Source organism: Paenibacillus sp. P13VS (genome assembly GCF_015143645.1).
Taxonomy (GTDB): domain Bacteria; phylum Bacillota; class Bacilli; order Paenibacillales; family Paenibacillaceae; genus Paenibacillus; species Paenibacillus xylanilyticus_A.
In genome coordinates this window covers 391,339-416,821 of sequence record NZ_WYEV01000006.1, presented here as the reverse complement: position 1 = coordinate 416,821, position 25,483 = coordinate 391,339, and the positions used below count along the sequence as shown (strand labels likewise).

23 protein-coding genes are annotated in these 25,483 nt (G+C 47.2%); 13 read left to right on the top strand and 10 right to left on the bottom strand.

Annotated elements, in window-relative coordinates:
• Positions 1 to 75: 75 nt before the first annotated feature.
• The 4 genes from GUA98_RS18085 to GUA98_RS18070 all read right to left on the bottom strand — a co-directional run bounded on the left by GUA98_RS18085 (position 76) and on the right by GUA98_RS18070 (position 5,246).
• Entirely contained in the window at positions 76 to 276 is a 201-nt protein-coding gene (locus tag GUA98_RS18085; protein WP_193723999.1) for a hypothetical protein, read from the bottom strand.
• A gap of 155 nt (positions 277 to 431) precedes the next feature.
• Positions 432 to 2,258 carry an ABC transporter substrate-binding protein gene (locus GUA98_RS18080; RefSeq protein ID WP_193723998.1) on the bottom strand — a complete coding sequence of 609 codons (1,827 nt, stop codon included), beginning with the start codon at positions 2,256 to 2,258 and terminating at the stop codon, positions 432 to 434.
• Positions 2,259 to 2,303: 45 nt separating this feature from the next.
• Positions 2,304 to 3,818 carry an ABC transporter permease gene (locus tag GUA98_RS18075; RefSeq protein WP_193723997.1) on the bottom strand — a complete coding sequence of 505 codons (1,515 nt, stop codon included), beginning with the start codon at positions 3,816 to 3,818 and terminating at the stop codon, positions 2,304 to 2,306.
• Positions 3,819 to 3,830: 12 nt separating this feature from the next.
• Positions 3,831 to 5,246: an ABC transporter permease gene (locus tag GUA98_RS18070; protein WP_227779792.1), complete on the bottom strand. Its 1,416-nt coding sequence runs from the start codon at positions 5,244 to 5,246 to the stop codon at positions 3,831 to 3,833.
• Between the two features lie 170 nt (positions 5,247 to 5,416).
• On the opposite strand from GUA98_RS18070, the gene GUA98_RS18065 reads away from it, so the two are divergent.
• A complete protein-coding gene (locus tag GUA98_RS18065) occupies positions 5,417 to 7,162 on the top strand; it encodes an ABC transporter ATP-binding protein (RefSeq protein WP_193723995.1) in 1,746 nt (581 codons plus the stop codon).
• A 112-nt stretch (positions 7,163 to 7,274) separates the two neighbouring features.
• On the opposite strand, the gene GUA98_RS18060 is transcribed toward GUA98_RS18065, so the two are convergent.
• The 3 genes from GUA98_RS18060 to GUA98_RS18050 all read right to left on the bottom strand — a co-directional run bounded on the left by GUA98_RS18060 (position 7,275) and on the right by GUA98_RS18050 (position 10,013).
• Positions 7,275 to 8,054, bottom strand: coding sequence for a hypothetical protein (locus tag GUA98_RS18060; RefSeq protein ID WP_153979584.1), 780 nt, complete (start codon positions 8,052 to 8,054; stop codon positions 7,275 to 7,277).
• A 114-nt stretch (positions 8,055 to 8,168) separates the two neighbouring features.
• Positions 8,169 to 8,930, bottom strand: coding sequence for a LuxR C-terminal-related transcriptional regulator (locus GUA98_RS18055; RefSeq protein ID WP_193723994.1), 762 nt, complete (start codon positions 8,928 to 8,930; stop codon positions 8,169 to 8,171).
• Between the two features lie 18 nt (positions 8,931 to 8,948).
• The gene (locus GUA98_RS18050; RefSeq protein ID WP_193723993.1) at positions 8,949 to 10,013 is read right to left on the bottom strand and encodes a suppressor of fused domain protein; all 1,065 of its coding nucleotides are present in this window, start codon (positions 10,011 to 10,013) and stop codon (positions 8,949 to 8,951) included.
• A 147-nt stretch (positions 10,014 to 10,160) separates the two neighbouring features.
• Here GUA98_RS18050 and GUA98_RS18045 point away from each other — a divergent pair, with 147 nt between their 5' ends.
• The 5 genes from GUA98_RS18045 (at position 10,161) to GUA98_RS18025 (ending at position 16,834) form a co-directional block, all read left to right on the top strand.
• Complete coding sequence (locus GUA98_RS18045; RefSeq protein ID WP_193723992.1) at positions 10,161 to 10,415, top strand: hypothetical protein; 255 nt, start codon at positions 10,161 to 10,163, stop codon at positions 10,413 to 10,415.
• A gap of 334 nt (positions 10,416 to 10,749) precedes the next feature.
• Positions 10,750 to 12,207 (top strand): glycoside hydrolase family 1 protein, encoded by a 1,458-nt coding sequence (locus GUA98_RS18040; RefSeq protein WP_193723991.1) that lies wholly within the window; start codon positions 10,750 to 10,752, stop codon positions 12,205 to 12,207.
• Between the two features lie 69 nt (positions 12,208 to 12,276).
• Positions 12,277 to 13,701: a glycoside hydrolase family 1 protein gene (locus GUA98_RS18035; protein WP_095289678.1), complete on the top strand. Its 1,425-nt coding sequence runs from the start codon at positions 12,277 to 12,279 to the stop codon at positions 13,699 to 13,701.
• 232 nt (positions 13,702 to 13,933) lie between these two features.
• Positions 13,934 to 14,785 (top strand): BglG family transcription antiterminator LicT, encoded by an 852-nt coding sequence (gene licT / locus GUA98_RS18030; RefSeq protein WP_095289679.1) that lies wholly within the window; start codon positions 13,934 to 13,936, stop codon positions 14,783 to 14,785.
• Positions 14,786 to 14,914: 129 nt separating this feature from the next.
• On the top strand, positions 14,915 to 16,834 hold the full coding sequence (locus GUA98_RS18025; RefSeq protein WP_193723990.1) for a beta-glucoside-specific PTS transporter subunit IIABC: 1,920 nt from the start codon (positions 14,915 to 14,917) through the stop codon (positions 16,832 to 16,834).
• Positions 16,835 to 16,967: 133 nt separating this feature from the next.
• On the opposite strand, the gene GUA98_RS18020 is transcribed toward GUA98_RS18025, so the two are convergent.
• Positions 16,968 to 17,849: a LysR family transcriptional regulator gene (locus GUA98_RS18020; RefSeq protein WP_193723989.1), complete on the bottom strand. Its 882-nt coding sequence runs from the start codon at positions 17,847 to 17,849 to the stop codon at positions 16,968 to 16,970.
• 170 nt (positions 17,850 to 18,019) lie between these two features.
• On the opposite strand from GUA98_RS18020, the gene GUA98_RS18015 reads away from it, so the two are divergent.
• On the top strand, positions 18,020 to 18,613 hold the full coding sequence (locus GUA98_RS18015) for an ankyrin repeat domain-containing protein (protein ID WP_193723988.1): 594 nt from the start codon (positions 18,020 to 18,022) through the stop codon (positions 18,611 to 18,613).
• Positions 18,614 to 18,663: 50 nt separating this feature from the next.
• The gene (locus GUA98_RS18010; protein WP_193723987.1) at positions 18,664 to 20,019 is read left to right on the top strand and encodes a uracil/xanthine transporter; all 1,356 of its coding nucleotides are present in this window, start codon (positions 18,664 to 18,666) and stop codon (positions 20,017 to 20,019) included.
• Here GUA98_RS18010 and GUA98_RS18005 read toward each other — a convergent pair.
• Entirely contained in the window at positions 20,006 to 20,383 is a 378-nt protein-coding gene (locus tag GUA98_RS18005; protein ID WP_153979574.1) for a PilZ domain-containing protein, read from the bottom strand. The genes GUA98_RS18010 and GUA98_RS18005 overlap by 14 nt on opposite strands.
• Positions 20,384 to 20,492: 109 nt before the next feature.
• Positions 20,493 to 20,957 carry a hypothetical protein gene (locus GUA98_RS18000; protein WP_193723986.1) on the bottom strand — a complete coding sequence of 155 codons (465 nt, stop codon included), beginning with the start codon at positions 20,955 to 20,957 and terminating at the stop codon, positions 20,493 to 20,495.
• A gap of 151 nt (positions 20,958 to 21,108) precedes the next feature.
• On the opposite strand from GUA98_RS18000, the gene GUA98_RS17995 reads away from it, so the two are divergent.
• The 5 genes from GUA98_RS17995 to GUA98_RS17975 all read left to right on the top strand — a co-directional run bounded on the left by GUA98_RS17995 (position 21,109) and on the right by GUA98_RS17975 (position 25,133).
• Entirely contained in the window at positions 21,109 to 22,692 is a 1,584-nt protein-coding gene (locus GUA98_RS17995; protein ID WP_193723985.1) for a HEAT repeat domain-containing protein, read from the top strand.
• 28 nt (positions 22,693 to 22,720) lie between these two features.
• A complete protein-coding gene (locus tag GUA98_RS17990; RefSeq protein WP_193723984.1) occupies positions 22,721 to 23,185 on the top strand; it encodes a DUF6386 family protein in 465 nt (154 codons plus the stop codon).
• Between the two features lie 78 nt (positions 23,186 to 23,263).
• Positions 23,264 to 23,947, top strand: a complete 684-nt coding sequence (locus tag GUA98_RS17985) for a hypothetical protein (RefSeq protein ID WP_193723983.1) — start codon at positions 23,264 to 23,266, stop codon at positions 23,945 to 23,947.
• Between the two features lie 21 nt (positions 23,948 to 23,968).
• Entirely contained in the window at positions 23,969 to 24,589 is a 621-nt protein-coding gene (locus GUA98_RS17980) for an SMI1/KNR4 family protein (protein WP_193723982.1), read from the top strand.
• Positions 24,590 to 24,611: 22 nt separating this feature from the next.
• Positions 24,612 to 25,133 (top strand): DUF5412 family protein, encoded by a 522-nt coding sequence (locus GUA98_RS17975; protein WP_227779787.1) that lies wholly within the window; start codon positions 24,612 to 24,614, stop codon positions 25,131 to 25,133.
• Positions 25,134 to 25,483: the final 350 nt, after the last annotated feature.

The window sequence follows — 25,483 nt, the reverse complement described above, 5'->3', positions numbered from 1 at the left end:
ATGCAATTCCTAACTACTAGATCAATGCTCATATGTAAACGTAAGGGAGGCACGTGTTGCCTCCTTTTTTATGTCTTACTTTTGATCCGAGTGGGTATTCGGATTGAATCGTTGTGAGATTTTCTTCTCGGCTTTCTTGCGCCGAATCCAGCGCTTAAGTATGTTCTGCTGCTTTCTTTCTTCCAGTGTTTCTTTCATGCCTTGAATCATGAATTCGGATCTTCGTCTATCATCCCGACTAATCTCGCGTAATTCTTTAATAAATTTGTCGTCCATATCTGCCTCTCGCTCATTCAGGATAACACCATTATACCGAACGTACGTTCTTTTATCAAGTTTTACCATTAACCTGCCGTGCAATCTGCATGATATGAAAACGGCTGCCGACAGAACCCTGGAGCGATTCTGTCAGCAGCCGATTATGCTTTTATTTACTTGGATGCGTTGTAATTGCTCAAGAACTCTTTTACTTTGGCCGGATCAGCCTTCAATTCATTCCCGGTCTGAACGAGCGGGCTTACCGTAGAGTAGGCTTTGAGCTTGTTGTTCTTATAGAACTGCAGAATCTCATCCTGATTGATGGAGTACAGCACGGCCTTTCTCAGGTCACTGCTCTTCGCCACATCTCTATTCTTGGTGTTAAACAGCAGATAGGAAACCCCGTTGCTCGGAATGCTCTGCAGCTTCAGCTTGCTGTCACTTTCAATGATGTCATACTTCGTTTCCGGTACCCCGTAATACAGATGAATCTCACTGCTGCGCAGGGCAGACAGCGCACTGTCAGCATCCGCGATGAAGCGCACGTTTACCTGTGAAATTTTCGGAGCATATTCAGATCCTTTGCGGTATCCAGGGTTTTGATAGAATACGCCCTCATAGTCGTTTTTGTAAGCCAGAATGTAAGGTCCGCTTGCATACAGCGTGTTGTTGTACGAAGCCCCCTCTGTTACCGTGTTCTGGTCACCATAAGGAATATCCTTGTTTACGTCAAAAGAAGCTACGTCATAGGTGTTGATGCTCTCCACCTGTTTCTTGGACACGATCCCCGCGGATTGGTGAGCCAGGTAATTCAGGACTTGAGGGAAAGGCTCTGTTGTGGTCAGTTTCACGACCTGATATTTACCTGCATTATTATCCGCTTTTGTTTTGTCTGATACGAGTTCGGTGATTTTGGAATCGAGTCCTTGCTCGAGAGCGTCTTTGATGGTTCCGTTACCGCCAGATTGCTGGATGGATTCCAGGGTGCTCAGGTCGGTTACCAGCTCAGCCTCTTTGATATGCTCGTGCAAGCTGTATGTCCGGTGATCCGGAACAGAGTCTTTATTTTTGGCACGGTCCAGAGAGAAGATGACGTCATCGGCACCAACGCGCTCCCCGGTATCCACTGCCTTTTTGTTTTCAATCTTTGCAAAGTTAATATCGTCTCTCAGTATGAAATAATACTCGGAATTCCCTTCAGCGATGCTGAAATTGTGGGAAAGTGATCCTTCGGCTGTCAGTTGATCATCATCCGTCAGGTTTACAAGACGAACATACATGTTGGTGTTCAATTGATTGATGGAGCCGTCGTTGCCTTTGATCGGATCAAGGGAAGTCAGCACGGATGCACTTTGAGTCAGGATCAGTGGATCTTTCGTATTCTTCGAGCTGTCTTTGAATTCGATCGGTTCCCAAGCCAAGGCACGGGATTTGGACAGGCGCACCGTATCCGGATTCAGGATGTCCTGATTGACGGCCTGACTTTTCAGGGAAATGTACAACGGAGCGATGTAGGCTTGATCGGTTACCAGGTGGTCCTCCAATTGTTTGTACGTATCCTTGTATTCTTCGGGTGTTTGGGTAGCTGCGTCGTCAATGAGTTTATCGATCTCTTCATCCGCCAGAATGCTGTAGTCACCACCGGTTTTGAAAAGGGAACGAACGGCATAGTCCGGGTTACCGGTTACTGTTGTCCAGCTGGAGAGCGCAATATCATAGTTGCCTGCGTCCTGTTGGGATTTGTAGCTGCCGTAATCAGGCTGCAGATTCAGCTTTACATTGAAGCCGTTTTTGGTCAGCTGATCACGGATGATATTAACATCATTTTCGGAAGAACTTTGGGCGAGCAGCTCAATGTCGACTGGAGCCTGATTCTGAGTGTTCTCAGCTGGCGAAGTTGGGGCCGTCTCCGATTGGGATTCAGACTTGGTCTTCACGCTGCAGCCCGAAATCACGATGACGAGAATGAGCAGCAAAGAGATCAACGAACGTTTTTTCATGGGATTACCTCCTGGATAATTTTGAATGGAAAGATTGGTTTTGAATTAAGCCTTTACCAATTTCGGATCAAGTGCGTCGCGCAGACCATCACCGAGAAAGTTGAATGACAGAACGAGCAGAATGATAGCCAGCCCCGGATAAATGGCGAGATACGAGTGCGTTTCCAGATATGTACTGCCCAGCTTGAGAATGTTGCCCCATTCCGGGATATGTGGTTCAACACCCAGTCCCAGATAGCTCAGGCTGCTGGTCGCAATGACCGCTCCGCCAATCGTAAGCGTGGATTTGATGATCATTGGTGCAAGCGAGTTGGGAATGATGTGTTTAAAAATGATGGAACGATTGTTATAACCGAGTGCACGCGCAGCCTCCACGAATTCAAAGGTGGAAACATACAGAACACTGGCTCTCATGGTACGCGCATAAGTCGGGATCGATCCCAGACTGAGGGCCAGAATCAGATTAACCGTATTGGCGCCAAATGCCGCAATGATGGCAATGGCCAGCAGGATGCCCGGAATGGCATAGAGGACATCGAGCAGCCGCATAATGATATTGTCTGTATGTCTTCCATAGAATCCGGAGAAGGCTCCAAGGACTCCACCAATGATTACAGGAATAATGGTCGACAGGCAGCCTACGATTAACGAGATGCGGGCACCGAATACGATTCGGGAGAACAGGCATCGCCCGAAGTCATCCGTCCCGAGTGGATAAGCCAGAGATGGCGGCTGCAGCAGAGCGGAATAGTTGTTCTCGACCGCCATGCTGTAATCAAAGGTGAAGAAACTGCAGATCGAGATGGAAAATAGAAAGATGATAAAAAACATGCCGGACATCGCTGTTACATTAGAAGCCAGACGGTCCCAGAGGTCGTTCCAGAAGTTTGATTTCTGTTTCCCTTGTCTACGGTAGCGCCCAATGATGGAAATGCCGAGTAATAGTGCAAATACGTTTCCTGTGACCGAGGTCAGGATCAGCAGGATGCTGACAGCAACCATCCAGCGCGGGATGACTGAAGCAGCAGTATACTGGGCTACAATCGTCAAAACGACCAGGTCCATGACCAGAATGAATAGCAAGGCGGCCATGGCTGGCAAAAACGTATCCGATACATAGGGTTTGAACATATTGAGTGCCGATACGCCTATAACGAATAGCTGTGTCAGCAGCATATAGACTGCAAAGGTGTACTCCACTTGCTTTGCTTTTTTGATCAGATGAAATGCCGCTGTGACGATAAAAATATTGCCAGAGCAGATGGCCAGCAACTGAACCCAAGCCAGCCTGCGGGTTAATGCTGAGATATGTCCGTGTCTGGTCAAGTCTTTTCGGATGAGCAGCATCAGAATACTCTGAATGATCGTGAAAAAAAGATAGATACCAAGTGCAGTCAGCACAAAGGGTCTGAATTCTTGTCTGCCCAGGTCATAACTGTTGAACAGCAGTAATACCGTCAATAGGAGAGAAGTAACCCAGGCAAAGCTGGCCTGACTGTATTCTGATGAAGACTTAAGCCGGAAACGCGCTTCTTGTGTTAAGGAACCCGAATTTGTCATATTGCACCTGCTTTAATATTGTTTCATCTTGGAACGTACTCTTGGATCGATAAATGCGTACAACAGATCTACGATCACATTAATGATAGAGATGGTAATCGCTGTATACACTACTCCGCCCATGATACTCGGAATATCGGGAATAAACTGTTTATCTACAATGTAACTGCCGAGTCCGCTAATATTAAATACCTTCTCCGTTACGGCCGCTCCGCCGAGCATCCCTCCAAATTGCAAACCAACGACCGTCACGATCGGAATCAATGCATTACGTACCGCATGTTTCAGCAGAACACTTCGTTCGCTGAGTCCTTTGGCACGAGCCGTCATCACGTAATCTTCGTGAATAACCTCCAGAGTGGAAGAACGGGTCATCCGGGCCACTGCAGCCGTTAATCCTGTTCCCAGAACAATGGTTGGCATGATGATGGACAGCCAGTTCTGAGGATTGAAGGTCGCGGGAAGCCACTGCATTTTAATAGAAAAGTTCAGGATGAAGATGAGTCCCTGCCAGAAGTTCGGAATCGACAATCCGATCAGAGCGATAAACATAAATGTGTAATCAAACAGCGAATTGGGCTTGATCGCCGAGATGATCCCGATGGGAAGTGCGATGACCAGGGCAAGCAGTAGAGAAATGACTGCGAGTGTCAGTGTAATCGGAAACTTTCTGGCTATGGTCGCGGTCACATCCTCATTTCCCGAGAAGGATTTGCCCAGATCAAACAGCGCGATTCCCTTGATATTGTTCCAGAGCTGAACGAGATAAGGCTGATCCAGACCGTATACGTGATTAAAGGCTGCAATCTGCTCCTGTGTCGCTGTCTCTCCGAGAATGTTGGCTGCCGGGTTGAATGGAGACAGATACAAGATGGTAAATACGAGGGTAGCTACACCCAGAATGACGAACAGAGTCATCAGTATTCTTTCGAATATGTACTTTAGATAAGGATTGCCATAGATCCATAGTATGACGTACATCAGACAGCCTGGAATGATAGATAGAGCCACAAACCAGGGTTTATCCAGCAATGCACGGAACGTGTCGGCCATGGTCAGACGCTGTTCTCCATGTTCCTGCAGCCTGCGTGACGTTCGTTCATACAACTCTTTCTGATATGTTTCCTCCAGCCACTGCTCCGTCTGACGCTTAAATTCGGTTTCGCTCACCTGCTGCTGGAAGAAGCGATGTTTGCGCCTCAGCTGTTCTTCTACTATGGTTCGAAGCTTATCCCGGTAAGAAGAGTGCATCTCCTGTTCTACAGCTCGCTGAGTGGTTTGCCATCCATCCTTTTGGCGTCTGGATTGCCACACCAGCAGCACAATCAGATTGATCGGCAGCCCGAGAATAAACAGCACATATCGGTAGGAGGGATGAAGCAGCATTTTGCCATAAATGAAACTCAGATGCTGTGCAAGCCGTGACATTTTGCCGCCTACTGCAAGGTTCAAACCGAGCAAACCTCCCTTCATTCAGGTTTAAATTGCATTATTCCGATTGATATAGTATATATTATTTAGGGTCTATTCAATTGTCAAGGTATGGAATTGTGTACATATTATGAAACGCGTAAATATGAAGGAAAGCAGGTGTTTGCATGCAGCCTTTACTGAAAGTTAGTGATTTGTCGGTCTCTTTTCATTCCGGAGAGAATGAGTTTCAGGCGGTACGGGATGTCAGCTTCGAGGTTCGGAAAGGGGAAACGCTGGGGATTGTTGGAGAGTCGGGAAGCGGCAAAAGCGTAACAGCCCGTTCCATTATGAGGCTGCTTGCTTCTCCTCCATCTCAGATGAAGCAGGGAGAGATTTTATTTCGCGGAGTTAACCTGGCAACCAAAACGCAAAAGGAGATGGAAAGCATCCGCGGACGTGACATCGGCATGATTTTCCAGGATCCCATGAGTTCGCTTAATCCGACCATCAAAGTCGGAAAACAAATCTCTGAAAGTCTGATCAAGCATCAGAAGCTGTCCCGCAGGGAAGCGAAAAAGCAAGCCATTGCGATGCTCGAACTGGTCGGCATATCACGGAGTGAAGTGCGCTACAATCAGTACCCCCACGAGTTCTCGGGAGGCATGCGTCAACGGGTGATGATCGCCATTGCACTTGCCTGCCGCCCGGAGCTGCTGATTGCCGATGAACCAACGACTGCACTCGATGTGACCATTCAGGCGCAAATTCTGAATCTGATGAAAGACATGCAGGAACGGCTGGGGACGTCCATTATACTGATTACCCATGATCTGGGGGTTGTGGCCGGAATGTGTGACCGCGTCGTGGTTATGAAAGAGGGACAGATCGTGGAATCCGGGACAACGGCAGAGATCTTCGCGAATCCGAAACACGAATACACGTCCAGACTCCTGAATGCCTTGCCGCGGCTGGATGAGAAGAAGAAACCCAAACCGGTTTCACTGTTCCCTAGGGATCTAAAAGATGATCAGCCTCTGCTTGAGGTGAAATCCCTGAAGCAGCATTTTAATCTTGGCAAAGGCAATACACTGAAGGCAGTGAATGATATCAGCTTTTATATCCGCCAGGGCGAGACACTGGGGGTCGTAGGAGAGTCTGGCAGCGGCAAGTCCACGACGGGGCGTGCCATCTTGAGACTGCATGAACCGACTGGCGGGGATGTCTTGTTCAAAGGAGTTCCACTAAACCGGCTGTCCGCTTTGGAAATGAAAACGATGAGACGGCATATGCAGATCATCTTCCAGGACCCCTACGCCTCATTGAACCCGAAATTGAGAATTATGGACATTATCGGGGAGGCCCTTGATATTCATCAGCTGACCAAGACAACAGCGGAGAGAGAGAAGCGGGTGGAAGAACTGCTGGAAATGGTGGGGCTTGATCCATCGCATGCGCTGCGGTACCCTCATGAATTCTCTGGTGGTCAGAGACAGAGAATCGGGATTGCGCGGGCACTTGCTGTGGAACCGGAGTTTATTGTGTGCGATGAGCCGCTGTCTGCGCTCGATGTGTCAATACAGGCGCAGATCGTGCAGCTGCTTGAGGAATTGCAGCAGCGGCTTGGTTTGACGTATCTTTTTATTGCGCACGACTTGTCCATGGTCAAACATATCAGTGATCGTGTGGCTGTGATGTATAACGGTAAAATCGTTGAGCTTGCTGAGAGTGAAGAGCTCTATTCCAATCCACAGCATGCGTATACGAAGTCGCTTCTCTCTGCAATCCCGGTCCCTGATCCGGCTGTGGAAGCGAAGAAAAAACGCACGGTGTATGAAGAAAACAGCAGGGAGCAGGTAGCCGATCGTTACAATCTGGAGCAGTCCAAGTGGGTCGAAGTAACGGAAGGGCACTGGGTGGCCGTTTCTGGTTAGCATTGAATCCGAGTGACAATCAAGCTGGCACAAAAAAATAACCCCGTCAGTGATCTGTGCAAGATCAACTGTGCGGGGTCCTTTATACGTTTGTTTTAGGTTGTGGACTTTATTATTTGAATTGAACGGATTTCTTGATGTTGTCAATCTCGGCTTTGCTTGCATCATCCAAATACGTGAAGATGAAGTTGAAGGCATAACCTTCAATGATGGTGCTGTAGTAATCTTGTGTAATGGTTGTGCCGTCACCAGCATCCATTGTGATTTGCATAACGTCCATCTCTTTACCGCCGATCGTTTCAGTTGCGATATCTTTATATTCATAAGGGAACTGGCTGTCGACCATGAATTTCTTGGTTGCTTCCAGGTAGTCTTTACCTGTGCGAATCCCTTGCAGAAGGCTGACTTTCTCGGCAATGGCCATAGCGGAAGGACCTACTTCCTGACCACCCAGTGGCAATTCCGAAGCCATCAACAGGTTCAGTGTTTTGGTTTGGGACAGTTCAAGCTGTTTTTTCTTCGTATCATCGTCACCGGCAATGGCATCCGAAGAAGCGCTTGTCAGCTCGTTCATTCCTTCTGCATCCTGGAACTCCCATTCCTCAGGGAATTTCAATGATACACCGAAGTAGTCATTCGTGTAGGAACCTTTTTCGGTTGTGCCCAGTTCCACGTTAGCTGAATTGTCTTCCTCAGCAGCTGCGTCAGTCGACGTTTCTGTACTTTCAGTATCCTCAGTCTTGGCGGTATCCGTGTCTGTAGCGGCTGCAGTTTCTGTTTTAGTCGTGTCTTCCGTTTGAGCGTTGTTATCTGCCTTGTCACCGCAAGCGGCTGCAACAAGCATCATCATGATGAGCATAGTGAATAAAGACGTTTTTTTTGTGATAGACATAAAACCCTCCTGAAATAAATGTGTGTGTGTGTTCTCTCTCTGTAATGTTGCGTACTCCAAAATTGTAGCACGAACGTTATTCTTTACCACCTATAGGAAACTATAGGGGTCCCTCTATAAATAAGACAATCGGCTTGCAATTGAAACAGCTTCCGTGCTGGATTGCACACCTAATTTGTTGAAGATCACTTTTTTGTGGTGATTTACGGTGCATTCCTTGATTTTTAATTTCAGAGCAATAGCCTTAACGGTTAACCCTTTGGAGATCATTTCAAGGATGGTTAACTGACGCTCCGTGAAATCCACAGAAGGTTTCTCGGAAGGAACGGATGACATCAGGCTCTGATAGCTGTTCTGCATATGGGCAGGAATGAGCTTGGCAATGGCGATTAATTCACTTTGCATATCTGCGTTAATGGTGGACACATCCAGATAACCGGAATGGTTGAGTCCGACAGATAGAGGCGTCGCGTAACAGTGCCATTGCTGAAAAAGAGGGCTCTCATGCTGCTCTGGTGGCAGCAATACCGGTTCGTTCTTTTCCATGGTGGCCGAGATGGCGTTGACTCCGCAGCTCTGTGCAGTGAAAACCATGCCTGGACGAATGGGTGAGTGCTTCACTTCATCTTCCAGATCAGGGCTGTAATCCATGGCGAGCAGCACGCCATCCGCATCCGTAAGCAGAAACAGATAGGTGCTTGACAGGTTCTCCCGGATGTCCGATAGACTGCGCTGGAAGGCACCGATCAGGAAATGATTGATTTTGCGCAATCTTTCCAGACTGGTCCTGGAAATATATTTTATATGAGCCATGCCGGATCTAGGTGCACTGCTGTGAGACCAATGCTCCAGCAAGGCCGAGGTGGTGACAGACATGATATGACCTCCTTACATTTAACCGATGGTTTCTACAACGCGACCTTCCTGGTCGGTAATTTCAGTTCGGACTATTCGGATAAGCAAACCGGGAAGGGAAGGTATCTCGAATGTCATTTCCGAAGGTTTAAGATGAGCTGTTAGTTCATTTACTGCCTGTTCATTCACGGTTACGGTGATTTTGGTTTCTTCTTCATAAAAAGAAGCATTTTCTCCAGCCTCGAAGGTGATATTCACTCCTGAACCTACAAGTGATAACGGAGCATTTTTTGCAATGCGGCTGCGCAGTATTTTTCCAATCAGAACCGCCTGTTTGGCTCCAAGCTGGAGTTCGGCGGGCGTATTTTTTTGCAGCAGTCTTTTGCGGGAAGGCGTCCAAGCCAGTTGTTGTATGAATAAAAAGGCTGTGCTGGAGCCTTCAAGCTCAATTCCACGCTGAACAGCCTGCCCTACCGATGGAATATCCACATAGGAGTTGCGCATGAGATCCGTGACATATTTGGGCATGAAAGGTTCGCATGATTTGAGGAATCCGCGAGTATTCCACGTTTGCATCGTTTCCAGTTCACGTCCGGTAATTCCGACCATTTGAATAAACTCCATTGTGCCATTAGGGGTGGACAGCGGCTTCAGATCCGGGTCTTCTATGAAGGAAAGGGCGGTCAGCAAGGTATCAGAGCCCAAACAGATCGGTCCATTCGCATCCAAGTAGTCGCCTGGGCGAAATACGTTTCCGCTATTGAAGACATATCGTCCCATGTTCTGTAACAAATTCAGAGCCCAAGCGGGAGGTTCAGTTTCATCCTCTGTTCGGGTAAGCCGAAAGGTCAGTTCGAATCCATAGCCGCTGTGCTCTGGATCATTGGTTTCTTTGTCATATAGTTCGGAGAAGCCGTACGTTACAAAATGCCAATGAGGCGTTGGGTGTTCCACTTTATAAGCACTGATTCCATCCAGAGGGTCAGGTCCTCCGAGCGCATAAGGGATGGCTGTGCCGTAATGTTTGGGTTCCTGCTCCCCATAAAGTTCGTTAAATGCTGTATCAATGGCATCCCAGCCGGCTGTGCTTGCTTCATCAGTCATGATGGGTTCCTCCTTCGGTGTTCAATCTCCCAAAAAACATGTAAAATTAAGTTTACCTTTCTCAGTTATCGTTTCAAGCGGCTTAAGGCTGAATTATGTCAGATAGGACTTCGGGGTACCAAATCGCATTTCAGGGAGGTATTTTACATGAGTATGAAAGATATCTTTCTTGCTGAATTCAACCAGGAGAGTTGGGACTCATTTGTTATGTGCTTTGCCGATTGGTTTTTGCAGGTTGATCCCAAACTGGTGGAAAGCGCGAAACAAAAGGGAATTCCGGCAGATATATGTCAGGTGCTTTTATGCGAAATGGGAGAGTATGCACTGGAATGGGTGTGCAAAAAGGTGCCTGCTTTAGGCGACCAAAGTCCTGCAAGCTATCTGGGACATACAGACGGATGAATTGGGTATCACGTGGTGAAGTTGATTTTAAAATATAGATATGTTACGCTTACATCACGAGAGAAAAACAACAGAATAATCAATACATCGTTTGATGGATTGTTACTGCGAAGACAGGCAAAACCTAAACTGATGGTGAAATGAAAGCTCCTTTTTTGGCGCTATTTTACCTTGAGTTTAGGTTTTTCTTGTTTTCTGGCCTATTTTGGGTCCATAAATCAGGAACAATCTCAAGTTGAATCTATTGATTACCGTGTTGGTTTGCTCGAAATAGGACATTCTATCTTTCTGACTTGTCATTACAAAATAAATTGTTGAAAAGAGGTTGTTGTTCATGACGACGGCAAAAAAAGGTTTCCCTGAAAACTTCCTATGGGGCGGCGCTACTGCTGCCAATCAATTGGAGGGTGCATTTGATGAGGACGGCAAAGGTCTATCCACAGCAGATATGATCGCCCATGTTCCCAAGGAGAAACGTACGGGCGGACATGCGATGGAAATCTCCTCTTCCCGCATCGAAGAGATTCTGTCAGGCAAAATTGAAGAGCGGTTCCCGAAACGCTTTGGTATCGATTTCTATCATCGTTTCAAGGAAGACATCGCCTTGTTTGCCGAAATGGGCTTCAAAGTATTCCGCTTGTCCATTCACTGGGCGCGCATTTTCCCGAACGGTTATGATCAGGAGCCAAACGAAGCAGGTCTGAAATTCTATGACGAAGTCTTCGATGAACTCTTGAAATACGGCATTGAGCCGCTGGTAACCTTGTCTCACTACGAAACTCCGCTTGGCCTGACACAGAAGTACAATGGCTGGGCTGGCCGTGAAGTTATTGGGCACTATGTAAGATATGCAGAAACGGTATTCAACCGTTATAAAAATAAAGTGAAATACTGGCTGACTTTCAATGAAATCAACGTCATGCTGTTCAGCCCGTACACTGGCGGCGGCATCCTGATCGATAAAGTAGACAATAAATTGCAAACGACGTATCAAGCGCTGCATCACCAATTCGTAGCAAGTGCAATCGTAACCAAACTTGCGCATGAGATCATGCCTGGTTCCCAGGTGGGCTGTATGCTCGCTCGCATGGAGACATATCCGGCGACTTGTAACCCGGTAGATGTGCGTCTGGCTCAACACGAGAATCAGATCAACCTTTTCTTCACGGATATGCACGCTCGTGGTAAATACCCGAACTACATGGCACGTTATTTTGAAGAGAACAACGTCGTGATTCAAAAAGAAGCTGGCGATGATGAAATCTTGCTGAACAACACGGTCGATTTCATTTCCTTCAGCTACTACATGTCCGTGACCAAATCAGCTTCTGCTGACCTGGAGGAAACTGCAGGCAACTTGGCTGGCGGTGTGAAAAATCCTTATTTGGAGGCTTCCGACTGGGGTTGGGAGATCGATCCAATCGGCCTGCGCATAACGCTGAACAACTTCTGGGATCGGTACCAAAAACCATTGTTCATCGTTGAGAATGGTCTTGGAGCTTATGACAAAGTAGAAGAAGATGGTTCGATTCATGACTCCTATCGTGTGGATTACCTGAAAAAACACATCGAACAAATGAAGGAAGCCATCAAGGATGGTGTGGATCTGATCGGATTTACGGCTTGGGGTCCAATTGACTTGGTGAGCATGTCCACTTCCGAAATGTCCAAACGCTACGGCTTCATCTACGTGGATCTGGACGACGAAGGTAACGGAACCCTCGAACGTTCCAAAAAGGATTCCTTTGACTGGTACAAAAATGTGATTGCAAGCAATGGTGAACAGCTGTAATACAGGTTCGGATAGCTTGAACGCTTCTGACAAACAATGAATAGATACGATAAGAGAGGGATGATTGAGATGACAACACCATTTCCTAAGGATTTTCTATGGGGCGGCGCGGTAGCCGCCAACCAGCTTGAAGGAGCTTATAATACGGATGGTAAAGGCTTGTCAGTTCAAGATGTGATGCCTCACGGGATCACAACGCCAAGAACAGAAGGACCTACGGAAGATAACCTGAAATTGATCGGTATCGATTTCTACAACCGTTACAAAGAGGACGTAAAACTGTTTGCCGAAATGGGCTTCAAAGTGTTCCGGACATCCATTGCCTGGTCCCGAATCTTCCCTAAAGGGGACGAGCTGGAGCCAAACGAAAAAGGGTTGCAATTTTACGATGACTTATTCGATGAATGCCACAAATACGGGATTGAACCCCTGGTAACGATCTCTCACTATGAGACGCCGCTGCATCTGTCCAAAACGTATGATGGCTGGGTTAACCGTAAAATGATCGAGTTTTACGAACGTTATGTAACCGTTCTGTTCAACCGGTTCAAGGGCAAAGTAAAATACTGGCTGACGTTTAATGAAATCAACTCCATTTTGGAGGAGCCATTCATGAGCGGCGGGATCTATACGCCAAAAGATCAATTGAGCAAGCAGGATCTGTATCAGGCAATTCACCATGAGCTGGTGGCAAGTGCACTGGCTGTTAAATTGGGTCATGAAATTATGCCGGAAGCCAAAATTGGCTGTATGGTTCTGAGTATGCCAACGTATCCGCTAACTCCGAATCCGGATGATGTGGTTGCAGCGATGCATGCAGAGCAACGCAATGACATTTTTGCCGATATCCACGCACGGGGTTACTATCCAAAATACATTAACCGTTATTTCAAAGCGAATAATATCAATATCAAATTCGAAGACGGAGATGCGGAAATTCTGAAGCATACGGTCGACTTCATCTCGTTCAGCTACTATGTAAGTATCTGTGAAACTGGCGATCCGCAAAAACGCATTGAAGGAAAAGGAAATCTGTTTGCAGGGGTTCAAAATCCTTACCTCAAAGCAAGTGAATGGGGCTGGCAGATCGATCCGCAAGGTCTGCGTGTGACGCTGAACAAATACTGGGATCGATACCAAAAACCATTGTTTATCGTGGAGAACGGGCTGGGTGCCGTGGATGAATTGATCACGGACGAGAACGGCAATAAAACGGTAAATGACGATTATCGCATTCAATATCTGAATGATCACTTGGTACAGGTAGGTGAAGCGCTTGAAGATGGTGTCGAAGTTATGGGCTACACTTCATGGGGCTGTATTGACCTTGTAAGTGCATCGACTGCAGAGATGAAGAAGCGTTACGGATTTATCTATGTGGACCGCAACAACGACGGAACAGGTTCATTGGAACGGTATAAGAAAAAATCCTTCCATTGGTACAAAGAAGTTATTAGTACTAATGGTGCAAGTTTGAAAGGCATTAACGAATAATAGTGGTTCAAAAGGCATAGTTGACAAGCATCTTCTCGTGTCACAATTAGCCGCATTAACCGCTTTCACAAAAACATTGTCATATAGATATTTATATGGTAAGATGGGCCTAAGGCTAATGAATAACTGGATTGTTACTGTTCAATCAGGCAAAACCAGAAGCAGGGCATCTTTCGTGACCTGCTTTGGTTTTGCCTTTTACTACTTTGACGGTGCAAGGTGATGTGAGGAAATGAAAATTGAGAAGGTGCTCAACAACAACGTAGTTACCGTGATTGATTCGGGCGGAAACGAACTGGTCGTCATGGGGCGGGGAATTGCCTTCAAAAAACATGCTGGTGAATCAATCGACGAAAGTCTTGTCGAAAAAATATTCTCATTGGAAAGCAAGGAAGTATCGCAGAAACTGAAAACGCTTCTGTCCGATATTCCAGTTGAATATGTTGAATGCTCGGATGAAATTATTCGTTATGCGGAGACGGTGTTAGGTGAAAAGTTACATGAGAGCATCTATATTTCACTAACGGATCATATTCATTTTGCCATTGATCGACATCGTCAAGGATTGCAGATCCGTAACGCACTGTTCTGGGAGATCAAGCGCATGTACCGCAAGGAATATGCCATTGGACTAAAGGCACTTCAGATTATTGAAGAAACGCTGGGTGTACTGCTTCCCGAAGACGAATGCGCATTCATCGCCATGCATCTGGTCAATGCCCAGATGAACGGTGAGATGAGAGAAACCATTAGTATTACGAATATTGTCAAGGACATACTCAACATTGTAAGGCGCAGTTTTGTCATTGAACTGGATGAGGATTCGCTGAGCTATTATCGCTTCTTAACCCATCTGAAGTTTTTTGCTCAACGTGTGCTGCAAGGTACAGCCATTGAAGACAAGGAAGAAGATAATCCGCTTCATGATCTGGTGAGTAAGCAATACCCTGAAGCATTTGCTTGTGCAGTCAAGATTAATGATTATACGCGGAAGATCTATAATCGGGTCTTGTCTAAGGAAGAAATACTGTATCTTACGATTCACATTGAGCGTGTTGTAAGAAATGAACAACCAACTGAATAATTTTGGGATTGTTACTGCTAAAAAGGCAAAACCTAAACGTTGAATAATGATAAGCTGAAACCGCTTTGTCATTATCCAGTGTTTAGGTTTTTTTTTAACCTTCATTACACATTAAAGGAGCAAAACACAATGGATAAACAACAATTGTCCAAAGATATTCTGAAATTGGTCGGTGGAGAAGAAAACATTGATCAAGTCACGCACTGTATGACAAGACTTAGATTTAATCTTAATGACAATGGCAAAGCTGACAAAGCGACGCTTAAAAATACACCTGGCGTAATGGGCGTTATGGAGAATGGTGGTCAATTTCAGGTCATTATCGGGAACGATGTGCCAGTGGTGTATAACGCGCTGGTAGGAAACATGTCCAAATCTCCTGATGCAAAACCAGCTGCTGCTGCTGCAACAGGCGGCAAAAAGAAAAATCCGCTGAGTGCCGTATTTGACTTTATTTCAGGTGTGTTCACTCCAATCCTTCCTGCCATCACTGGCGCGGGTATGATCAAAGGGATCGTGGCCTTGCTGCTTACCTTTGGGTGGATTGATGCAACAAGTTCAACATACATCATCTTGTCCGCTATTGGTGATGGTGCGTTCTACTTCCTGCCAATCATTCTCGGGATTAGTACAGCACGTAAACTCGGAAGCAATATGTATATTGGTGCGGCCATTGGTGCATCGGTTATGCATCCAACCATTACGGCTTTGTTAGCACCGGGTGAGAATGTATCTTTCATCGGTTTGCCTGTTGTAGCTGCAACCTATGCATCTTCGGTTATTCCGATTTTGATTGCAATCTGGCTGGCGTCTTATGTGGAAAAGGCGATCGACAAAGTTACACATGCTTCACTTAAATTGATTGTTGTGCCTACAGTGACTCTGCTTATCATTGTTCCTGTTATGATGATTGCCGTAGGACCACTAGGGGTTATTATTGGTAACGGCTTGACGGACGGTATTAACTGGTTGTTTAATAATGCTGGTTTGTTTGCAGGATTGCTTGTTGGTGGAGCGTTCTCACTCTTGATTATTACAGGAATGCACTATGCACTCGTTCCAATCATGATCGGTTCCATTGCAACATTGGGATACGATTACTTGATTCCGCTTATGATGGTAGCTAACTTTGCACAAGCAGGTAGTGCTCTGGGTGTTTCTCTGAAATCCAAAAACAAACAAATCAAATCCTTGTCTGCATCGACTGGTGTTACCGCACTTATGGGTATTACAGAACCGGCCATGTACGGGGTCAACATGCGATTCAAAAAACCGTTTGTGGCAGCACTGATTGGTGCGGCAATTAGCGGAGCGTTCATCAGCTTCTTCCAAACTAAAGCGTATGTTATCGGTGGCCTGGCAGGTCTTTCAGGAATTCCAATGATCATCGGTCCGACATTTGTATATGCTCTGATCGGAATTGTCATTGCGGTTGTAGCTTCAGCAATTCTGACCTACATCCTTGGATTCGAAGATGTTCCAGAAGCCGTTCCAGCAGCAGCGACTACCGCTTCAGCTGAGCCTGTTACACCAGTTGCCGCTGATGTAAACAGTTCCGCTTCCGCAGTATCTGCGGTTGAAGAAGAAAAAGCCCAGGATCAAGAAGTATTCAGCCCGATGACAGGGGAAGTAAAACCGCTGAGCGAAGTCCCAGACCCTGCATTCGCTGAAGAAATTATGGGTAAAGGATTTGCAATTCAGCCGACTGAAGGTCGTGTGGTTTCCCCGATTAACGGAACGGTGTTCTCCTTGTCGAAGAGTGGACATGCCATTGGTCTGGTCAGCGACAACGGTGCCGAGATGCTGATCCACATCGGAATTGATACGGTGAAACTGAAAGGCCAATTCTTCTCGCCTAAGGTTCAGGCAGGTGCAAAAGTTGCTGTGGGTGATGTGTTGATGGAATTTGACCGTAAAGAAATCGAAAAAGCCGGTTATACAACCATCACACCAGTCATCGTCACAAACATGCATCAATATGAGTCGATTGTATCTGCAGGTCGCACTGCAATCAAAGAACAAGAGCTGCTCTATACAGCCAAAGCCTAACAATAAGAAACAGCAGAGTTTCCAAACATACTGGAGACCCTGCTGTTTTTTTGTTTTATAGCTGCGCTAATCGCCTGTGTTTCATTGCAGCTGAATAGCTGTTGCTTTCAATTAACACCTCATCCGTTATGTACTATGGGAGCATCTCCCGAACCAACTGCACGAATTGCTGGGCCGGCTTGGACAGATAACGATGGTGCAGCCAGACGAGCGCCGAACCCACGGTGGAGTTCGGATCAAGGATCCGATAGATATGGAATGATTGTTCGTGATGGAGCTGCAGTACAGTGCCAGGCACGATGGAATTCGCGAATCCGAGCCGGACCAGCTCTAGCAGCATGGCCACATCTGAGCATTCGCCCATAATCGAAGGCTTCACCTGATGTTCCCGAAACTTCTCGAGAATCAGTTCAAACATGCCGAGTCCTTCTGTACTGGGAAGCAGGAGTGGAACTTCGGCCAACTGATCAAAGTAAGTGCCATTTTCCCCCTTGGTCTCCAGCGGCCCCGGCGATATGTAGTAGAGCGGCTCCTGCGGCAGATGCAGTACTTCGTAGTGTTTGGTTTTTACCGGCATGCGTACGCAGGCCAGCTCAATCAGTCCATCATCCAGCATGCTGCATAGTTGAGCGGATTCATTCTGCTGAATTTTGTAGGTTACTTGAGGATGGCTTGTACGAAACTGCTGGAGTGCCTTCGGGATCAGACTATCGGAAATGGTATTCATGCCCAGGGATAGCTTGCCCCGGATTCCGTAACGGAAGCTCTGCATCTCCATAACGGCTTCCTCCATGTATTTGGTCATCGTGACGGCATAATCATAGAAGCTGCGGCCTGCTTGCGTTAATTCCATCAAGCGTCCTTTGCGTTCAAAGAGTGCTACGCCCAGCTCTTCTTCCATCAGTTTTAATTGCTGGCTGAGTGGAGGCTGTGCCATGTGCAGTCTACGGGCAGCTGCGGTAATCTGTTTCTCTTCGGCAATGGCAATAAAGTAGCGACATTGTTTGATATCCACTTGTTTTCACCCTCGTTGCAAGTATATGTATTTCGTATAGTTAGCCAACAAAACATGTATTTTTAATATACTATCCTCCTATGGTACCATACATTAGATTTACGCACCTAAATAGCAAGATTCGATCTCCATTGGAACGCTGATCCACAAGGTTAACAACGAATTGGAGGATGAACACATTGATTATTACGATACATGCCGCTGCTGAAGCTGGACATACAGATGAGGTGATCCGGTTTATTACACAAGGTGCCGGATTGAATGAACGGGATGCGCTTGGGAGAACTCCGCTAATGGCTGCAGTGCATGGCAATAAGGTACAGACCGTTAGCATGTTGATTGATGCCGGAGCGGATATTAACATTCAGGATAAACGATTGGATAATCCGTTGTTATATGCCAGTGCTGAGGGCCTCAAGGACATTGTTGAAATGGCCATCGCGGCTGGGGCAGATACAAGATTAACGAATCGCTTTGGCGGAACCGCACTTATCCCTGCAGCAGACAGGGGCCATGTGAACATTGTGGAATTCCTGCTGACTTGTACGGATGTGGATGTGAACCATGTCAACAATCTGGGCTGGACAGCGCTGCTGGAGGCCGTCATTCTGGGAGACGGTGGACCCCGGCATCAGCAGATCGTGGCATTGCTTCTGCAATATGGTGCCGATAGAGAGATCGCGGATCGGGATGGCGTTACCCCGCTAGCTCATGCCAGACGGAACCGTTTTACCGAAATGGAACGGTTGCTATCGAATAGCTGAATGAAGGTGCCTAACTCTATATTGAGGCGCGAAAGGACACGAATTAAATCATGAACAGACACCAAGAGCATTTCATTACAAAATATATAAGTCAGACATCATCTCTGGTTTTGGCAGGGATTCAATGGTTCTTCTTCCTGTTTACCAACACGGTCGTGGTACCATTATCCATTGGTCATAATTTTCACATGTCACCGGATGCCATCGCTGCATCCATGCAGCACGCTTTTCTGCTGACCGGAGCCGTGTGTATTCTGCAGGCCTTGTTTGGGCATCGCTATGCAGTCATGGATGGACCGTCCGGTCTCTGGTGGGGATTGACCCTCAGCCTGACCGTCTCGGCATCTTCCGCCGGCATGAGTCTGGAGCGGATCGGGGGCGGACTTGCTGCCGGCTTCCTGCTCGCAGGACTGACGATGGCCGTTCTTGGCCGATTGGGCGCAGCCCATCTGCTGCAGAAGCTGTTTACACCCATGGTTAAGAGCGCCATGCTGTTTCTCATGACGATTCAGCTGACCATGAATTTCTTCAAAGGCATGATAGGGTATACCGAATTCGGTACATTTAACCTGCCGGTTGCAGCTTTGTCTGTAGCTATTGCCTTTCTGGTCGCCCTGATCCAACTGAAGGGAAGAGGTAAACTGGGCAACTACTCCATCCTCATTGGCATTGTGACAGGGTGGATTGCCTACAGTCTTGTGTTTCCAGGCCAGCATGCAGGGTTATCGGGCAATTCTGGGGGGAGTTTGTTTACGCTGTTTCCATGGGGAGTACCGACGTGGGAGCCAGGCATTGTTGTAACGGCGTTCTTCGTGGGATTGGTCAACATGACGAATTCAATTACGACATTAAGCACAGTTGAGAAAATATATGAAACACAGACGACAGACCAGCAATATAAACGTTCCTATGTACTAACCGGATTGTTCAGCATGCTATCCGCATGTGTGGGTGTGCTGCCATTTGGTTTATTTGCTTCGTCCATCGGTTTTCTAGAAAGTACTCGGATTTTGCGGCGTGCTGCTTTTATTATCGGGGCTGCCATGTTATGTATTTTGGGACTCACCCCTTCGGTGACGGCCTTTTTTGCGCAAATACCACCGAGTGTGGGCAGTGCCGTGCTGTTTGTAGCCTATCTGCAAATGTTTGGAACGGCTCTCCGCACCATTGAAGGTACTGCATTTAATTCCAAGACGATCTACCGCGTGGCGCTGCCCGTGCTAACCGGTGTTGCCGTGATGAACATCCCTGCTGAAGCCTTTCAGGCATTACCGATTTACCTTATTCCGATTATTAGCAACGGTCTCGTGATCGGAGTTATGGTCTCGCTTATTCTGGAGAAAAGTGTGAACTGGTCCAAAATGGAGAGTGCTTCTACCGCAAGTAAAACCGTTACTTCACCATAATTCTCCCCTGTCCAGCAAGCATGCGCAGTTCTCTGGACAGACGATCATGGTTCCCGTCTTGTATTTCAAGCTGTACGCCGTAGTGCCAGGTTTCGTTCTCCTCGTTGCCCCAGCGCAGTGTTCCTTCCAGATCTAAAGGATCTTCAAAAAGAAGCAGATTCATTCCGATCCGGATTTCATTGGACTCCACATGCAGGCTTAGCGGAAATGAAAGCTGGCACCCCGATCGGCTGATATCGATCAATTCGGCCTGAATGGGTTTGTGCGGAGCAGAGACTCCGTTAATGCTGATAATGTAAATTTCAAACGTGATGGGTTCCTTCAATGTATAACGAAAAGGCTCTCTTCTAAGGTTGATTGACATAGTTTCCTCCACAAAGTTCAACAGATTCATGTTATGGATATATCGTCAATTTGTACCCAAAAATGAAGAGATACGGCCCTGTTTGCATTGAAGGGGATCCAACACCATATCAGGTAAAAGTGATCCCTATGCTCGCACTCGCAGACCGTGGATCATAGCTGGAATATATCGAGCCCCAGGGAAGCCTGTATTCCATGTAGGGATAGGGTTTGGAGCGATTAATTTGCGGTGCAGCGGCAATCTGCTCACGAAGCCACTCATCATGGGCCAGCTTGCGCTTCGTCTCACCTGCCTCGGTCCAGTCATCCCATGAAGAGGGGAATTCTTCGCCGTCCAGTGCCAAACTGGCCTGAACCAGCCTAGACTGATGGAAACACAAGGCGAGGTAAAATGCCTTACCATCTGCAGAGGCATCTGATTTGAATTTGTACCACGTATATCCCGTAGTGAGCTTCTGAACCTCCGTGCTGTTCTCCCGATAAAACGAACTTGCCTTCAATTCCTCCTCCGTAAGTCCAGAGTACAGTTTCAGGCTATCGTGAACCCGAATGACGCCGCTTTCCCATCCGTCCATATTACAGTCCTACCCTCATTGCATTTTTCTCACAAGTATAGCATACACAGATATAGCCCCTGAGTTCCTTTAACCCTGTTGCTTGGCTTGATATAATGGTTGGATATGGTTCTGATTCCTCACCTGAATCAGATGGGAAGGAGCGGATGAAATGCGGCAATTAACTTCAGAACTACGGCTTAGATTGGATCAGCTCGGGACGGGAACGGTTCAGGAAACCGACGAGCAGCTCCGTCATCTTGGTCAATCCGGAGAGTATATCTTGATCCCAAGTCTGCTTCGACTGATGGATGACGACAGTCTTGTTATCCGTCAGGCTGCGGAGCAGGCAGTAGCCCGTTTAATAGAAGCGTGTCCAGTATTCGAGCTGGTGTGGCTGAACGAACATGTGAGGGAATGGCGTCCTTCACCCGTCATTTGGAAGCGGGTCGTGGAACGTGAGGTACTTAAGATAGATCAGGCCAGTACAATCCGTTTGTCCATGCTGACGATGCACTGGAGCGGCTATATCAGAGAGGCTGCGGTTAGAAGAATGATTCGGGAGGATGAGTCCTACAGCTTTCCTTATTTGCTGCTTCGGTTGAATGACTGGGTGTCCGAAATTCGTCAGTTGGCGAGAGCTGCACTGGAACTTAAACTGAAGCCCGAGCATGCCAGGCTGTGGATGGAAAATATCCTGCTTGTGGAGCGACTTCGGATCTGCGGACGGGATCAATTCGAGCCTTTTATCGGATCCGTACATCACCTGCTGCGTCAGAAGGAATGCAGGTTTGTCCTTCATAACGCACGGGTATCCCCTGAACCCAGCATCCGTCAGTTCGCTTTTCGGATTTCACTCGAAGCAGAGGGAACGGATACTAGCATGATTATGGAGCAGGCATTACGGGATGAGAACCCTGCCATCCGGCGATGGGCAGCACAGCGGGTAGATCGTATGTTGTCTGGTCAAAAGCTGAGAGAAGCCCTACTTGGCATGCAGCTGGACAGTGTTCCTTCAATCCGCCGAGAAGGTCTGGCTGTACTTGCCACGAGGTATCCTGATGATGCGAAGGCCCTTATAATGGATCGGCTTCTGGATTCAAACCTGTCAGTGCGGGATACAGCACGGAGGTATGCCAAACGATGGATGAATGTGAGCTATGCGGAGTGGTATCTGGATGTCATCTGGGGCGATGATCATCATCATCTCGCTGCAGCAATTTCAGGACTGGGAGAGACGGGGGACAAGGCAGACGCAGAAGTGGTGTATGAATATGCGAAGCATCCATCGATTGCCGTACGAAAGGCAGTTATCCGCGGATTAATGCGGCTGGACGCTTCTTCATACGGAATGCATTTTGTACATTCACTAACAAGCGAGCAACCTGGCATTTCCCGGGAGGCCTGCCGCGCGCTTATGCAGCATCCCTATCTTATACAGCCTGATGAAATGGCTGGTCTGTTGTTGGACCCTGATGCCCTGCCTCATGTCGTTCGCAATGTGCTGCGCATTATTTCTTCCATGAGCAAGTGGAATCAGGTTGGACTGCTGCTGCAGCAGCTTCCAGCGGCAAGACACGAATGGGTGAAACAAGCCATTCATCGCCAGTTGTATAACTGGGCCAGATACCCGAACCGCAGCTACGGCGGGAGATTGTCCACGGCAGAACGGGAACGTCTGCATAAGCTGCTGTCGTTATGCGGGCAGGAACTGGACAGTGATCTGCTGCATCGCTTGGAGTGGCTAATGCAATAAATCATGACAATCAGAGAGGAAGATAAGAATGCGTGGGACATTTCAATTCGTGACGGGAACGGCAACCATGTGCCTGTTCGATCTGGCTTCGTTAAAACATCGTGTAGAAGAACCTTCCGACTGGTGGTCCATTCCGGAAGATGAACTGGCTGAGGTGAATGGGGGCAATTGCCTCTTTTTCAATCTCGGCGCCGATGGATTGTACGAAGTGTTATGGCGTGTGGACATCTCGAATTCAACGAGGGCAGTGCAAGAAACGGATGGTGCGCAGGTATTCTATCTGCAAGTTCCAACCGGCAGCGTATTTCTGGGTGCAGCTGAAGATGTCAGCGGGGGAGAACTCGAGCCGGATGAGTCATGCGATGGAATGATCCTATCGCTGCAGCCGGGAAATGTGGCTTGCATCGTCTCAAGAGAAGGCAATCAGATCTCACTGACGATTCAACCAGGTGCTCAAGGACACAACGATCTGGATAGTTTGATCCGGATTTGAAGTGTTTTTATAAGGGTAGACAGGACTCATATAACTCGAACTCAAGAAATGAAGAAAGCTGAAGCGGGAGGAATCCACATGCCGAATTGGAATTTCACAACGATCACGGATTCAGATAAACTGCACCAACAGATGCGGATACTTGCTGCACTGGATATCATTCTGTCCGAGGAAGCATGGCTTCGTGTACATCGCTATGAAGCAGAGCTGCAGCCTGGTGTAGCTTGGGGGAGTATTGACAACGGGGCAGGAGATCACCTGCATGTGCTGTTTACCCCATCGGGTACCTTAATCAAGGGGTTTGATCATGAATCTCCCTTAAGTCCCCATGCTCGTGACGATGGGGAAGTCTATCCGGGCATGTATGATGAAGTGCCGAAGGCATTGCGAGCAATCTTGGCGGACCAGGAAGAGAGAATGGAACCCGAAGATGTTACCTTTTGTATTTGGCAGGAAGGAAACGACCCGGAGTGGAAGACTGGAAGCTGGATTCAGCAGGCGTTCATCGAAGAAAGCGAAGACGATGCCACAGGCGGTGCCGATTTTTTGCTGGGTTATATTGAGGAAACACCGGAGGCGTTCGCTGATTGGGCAGAGGGGTATTACGAGTCACATGAACTGCCGCTGTCTGCGATCGCTGAGGTATATGAAGGAAAACCAGTAACGGCCAGTATAATCAAGAAGCTATGTCCTGAACGTGATGTAGAAGCAGCACTGAATGAGCTGCATCAACGTGGATATGTCGTAGAACGAATGGGATAGAGGGTGAGGGGGACAGCAGTCGTGTATAAGCAGCAGCTGGAACGCATAAGCGAGAAGTTGCAGGATCTTCGCAGCTTGGATGCGGAAATGAGCTTGTTTGGGGCAGAAAATCATGAGTATGTGATGGAGCGGGTATGGACACCGGAAGAGATCACAGGGTTCGAACAGAAATGGATGATTACTTTGCCAGAGGAATATGGGGCTTTTTTGCTGCATATCGGGTCGGGAGGAGCTGGTCCATATTACGGACTGGAGAAGCCGGAAGATGGGGTGTATGCCTTCATTGGATATGACAATGAGCTGAATGCTATCTCGGATCCATTTCCCTATGTAGAAGCTTGGAACTGGGAAGTTGACTGGTATGATGACAGCAAGGAAGAAGAGGAGTGGGAGGCACTAGACCATGATTATCTGAATCCTAAACGGTCGGCTGGCTTGCTGCGCATCAGTGATTTTGGCTGCGGCATTTCCATGAATCTGGTCTTGAATGGACCATGCAGCGGGGAGATCTGGACCGATGATCGGGCAAATCGCGGCGGCATCTATCCGGATCATTATTTCGGCAATACGGAACGTCTGCATTTTCTGGATTGGTATGAGTTATGGCTGGATCGTTCCATCCATGAACTGAATGAAGAGTAGGGGATTCTTGATGGTGAAAAAAATGAACAGGATTGCATTGCTGCTCGTGCTCATTTTATATTTCATTACGTTTTACTCATTATATGCCAATATGCATAATCAATGGTTGATCGCTCCGCCTGTCTATGTGCTGCTCGTTACTTCTATATTTGTTCTTGCTCTAGCCTTATTTGGTATTCAAGATCGATCGAACAACTTTGCGAAGCTGAGAAGCTGGATCTCGGTGATTCTCTCTTCAGTCCTCATTGTCCTACTACTTGTCGTTGCATCATTTACTGCGATGTTCTCCGGAGCAAAAGTATTACTTACGACGACACATTCGCCAGATCAGCACTATACACTGAAATTATATAAAACAGATGCGGGTGCAATGGGGACATTCGGTATTGTAGGGGAATTACAGGGACCGCTTTGGTTTCGAAAAGTAGTGTATTCGGAGCGAAAAGCAGATCAAGTCCAGTTGGAATGGAGCAATAACTACACCGTTGTCATTAATGAGCACCAAGTGAATTTATTGCTAGAGAAATCCTGGATTCCACAATAATACTCATTGAGAATAAATAAGCTTTCTAGAGATCCCGTTGTAACTCATGCAGATCAGTAATAACCCTTTAACGTGAGTGGAAATCGCCCATTCCACATTACATAAATAAATAGAGTTTATAGAAAACGTACGAGGATCGATAAAGCACATTTTAATAAAGAACAGTACGGATTAATGAATGATCTCTGCCTTAAACAGGGGTCATTCTTTTTATCGTTTAACTCAAAAGAGCTCCAGACAGCAGCCCTGAGCCTTAACGGGCCAGTTTTAATCTATTTTACAATCCGGCTCATTTGGCATGTGGGCAAATAATAAAAACCGTTTGGTGCAGTTGCCCGTCTTATACCACA

Coding starts and splice junctions, on each gene's coding strand:
- GUA98_RS18085 (WP_193723999.1), bottom strand. CDS start 276: ATGGACGACAAATTTATTAAAGAATTACGCGAGATTAGTCGGGATGAT.
- GUA98_RS18080 (WP_193723998.1), bottom strand. CDS start 2,258: ATGAAAAAACGTTCGTTGATCTCTTTGCTGCTCATTCTCGTCATCGTG.
- GUA98_RS18075 (WP_193723997.1), bottom strand. CDS start 3,818: ATGACAAATTCGGGTTCCTTAACACAAGAAGCGCGTTTCCGGCTTAAG.
- GUA98_RS18070 (WP_227779792.1), bottom strand. CDS start 5,246: ATGTCACGGCTTGCACAGCATCTGAGTTTCATTTATGGCAAAATGCTG.
- GUA98_RS18065 (WP_193723995.1), top strand. CDS start 5,417: ATGCAGCCTTTACTGAAAGTTAGTGATTTGTCGGTCTCTTTTCATTCC.
- GUA98_RS18060 (WP_153979584.1), bottom strand. CDS start 8,054: ATGTCTATCACAAAAAAAACGTCTTTATTCACTATGCTCATCATGATG.
- GUA98_RS18055 (WP_193723994.1), bottom strand. CDS start 8,930: ATGTCTGTCACCACCTCGGCCTTGCTGGAGCATTGGTCTCACAGCAGT.
- GUA98_RS18050 (WP_193723993.1), bottom strand. CDS start 10,013: ATGACTGATGAAGCAAGCACAGCCGGCTGGGATGCCATTGATACAGCA.
- GUA98_RS18045 (WP_193723992.1), top strand. CDS start 10,161: ATGAGTATGAAAGATATCTTTCTTGCTGAATTCAACCAGGAGAGTTGG.
- GUA98_RS18040 (WP_193723991.1), top strand. CDS start 10,750: ATGACGACGGCAAAAAAAGGTTTCCCTGAAAACTTCCTATGGGGCGGC.
- GUA98_RS18035 (WP_095289678.1), top strand. CDS start 12,277: ATGACAACACCATTTCCTAAGGATTTTCTATGGGGCGGCGCGGTAGCC.
- licT (WP_095289679.1), top strand. CDS start 13,934: ATGAAAATTGAGAAGGTGCTCAACAACAACGTAGTTACCGTGATTGAT.
- GUA98_RS18025 (WP_193723990.1), top strand. CDS start 14,915: ATGGATAAACAACAATTGTCCAAAGATATTCTGAAATTGGTCGGTGGA.
- GUA98_RS18015 (WP_193723988.1), top strand. CDS start 18,020: ATGAACACATTGATTATTACGATACATGCCGCTGCTGAAGCTGGACAT.
- GUA98_RS18010 (WP_193723987.1), top strand. CDS start 18,664: ATGAACAGACACCAAGAGCATTTCATTACAAAATATATAAGTCAGACA.
- GUA98_RS18005 (WP_153979574.1), bottom strand. CDS start 20,383: ATGTCAATCAACCTTAGAAGAGAGCCTTTTCGTTATACATTGAAGGAA.
- GUA98_RS18000 (WP_193723986.1), bottom strand. CDS start 20,957: ATGGACGGATGGGAAAGCGGCGTCATTCGGGTTCACGATAGCCTGAAA.
- GUA98_RS17995 (WP_193723985.1), top strand. CDS start 21,109: ATGCGGCAATTAACTTCAGAACTACGGCTTAGATTGGATCAGCTCGGG.
- GUA98_RS17990 (WP_193723984.1), top strand. CDS start 22,721: ATGCGTGGGACATTTCAATTCGTGACGGGAACGGCAACCATGTGCCTG.
- GUA98_RS17985 (WP_193723983.1), top strand. CDS start 23,264: ATGCCGAATTGGAATTTCACAACGATCACGGATTCAGATAAACTGCAC.
- GUA98_RS17975 (WP_227779787.1), top strand. CDS start 24,612: ATGAACAGGATTGCATTGCTGCTCGTGCTCATTTTATATTTCATTACG.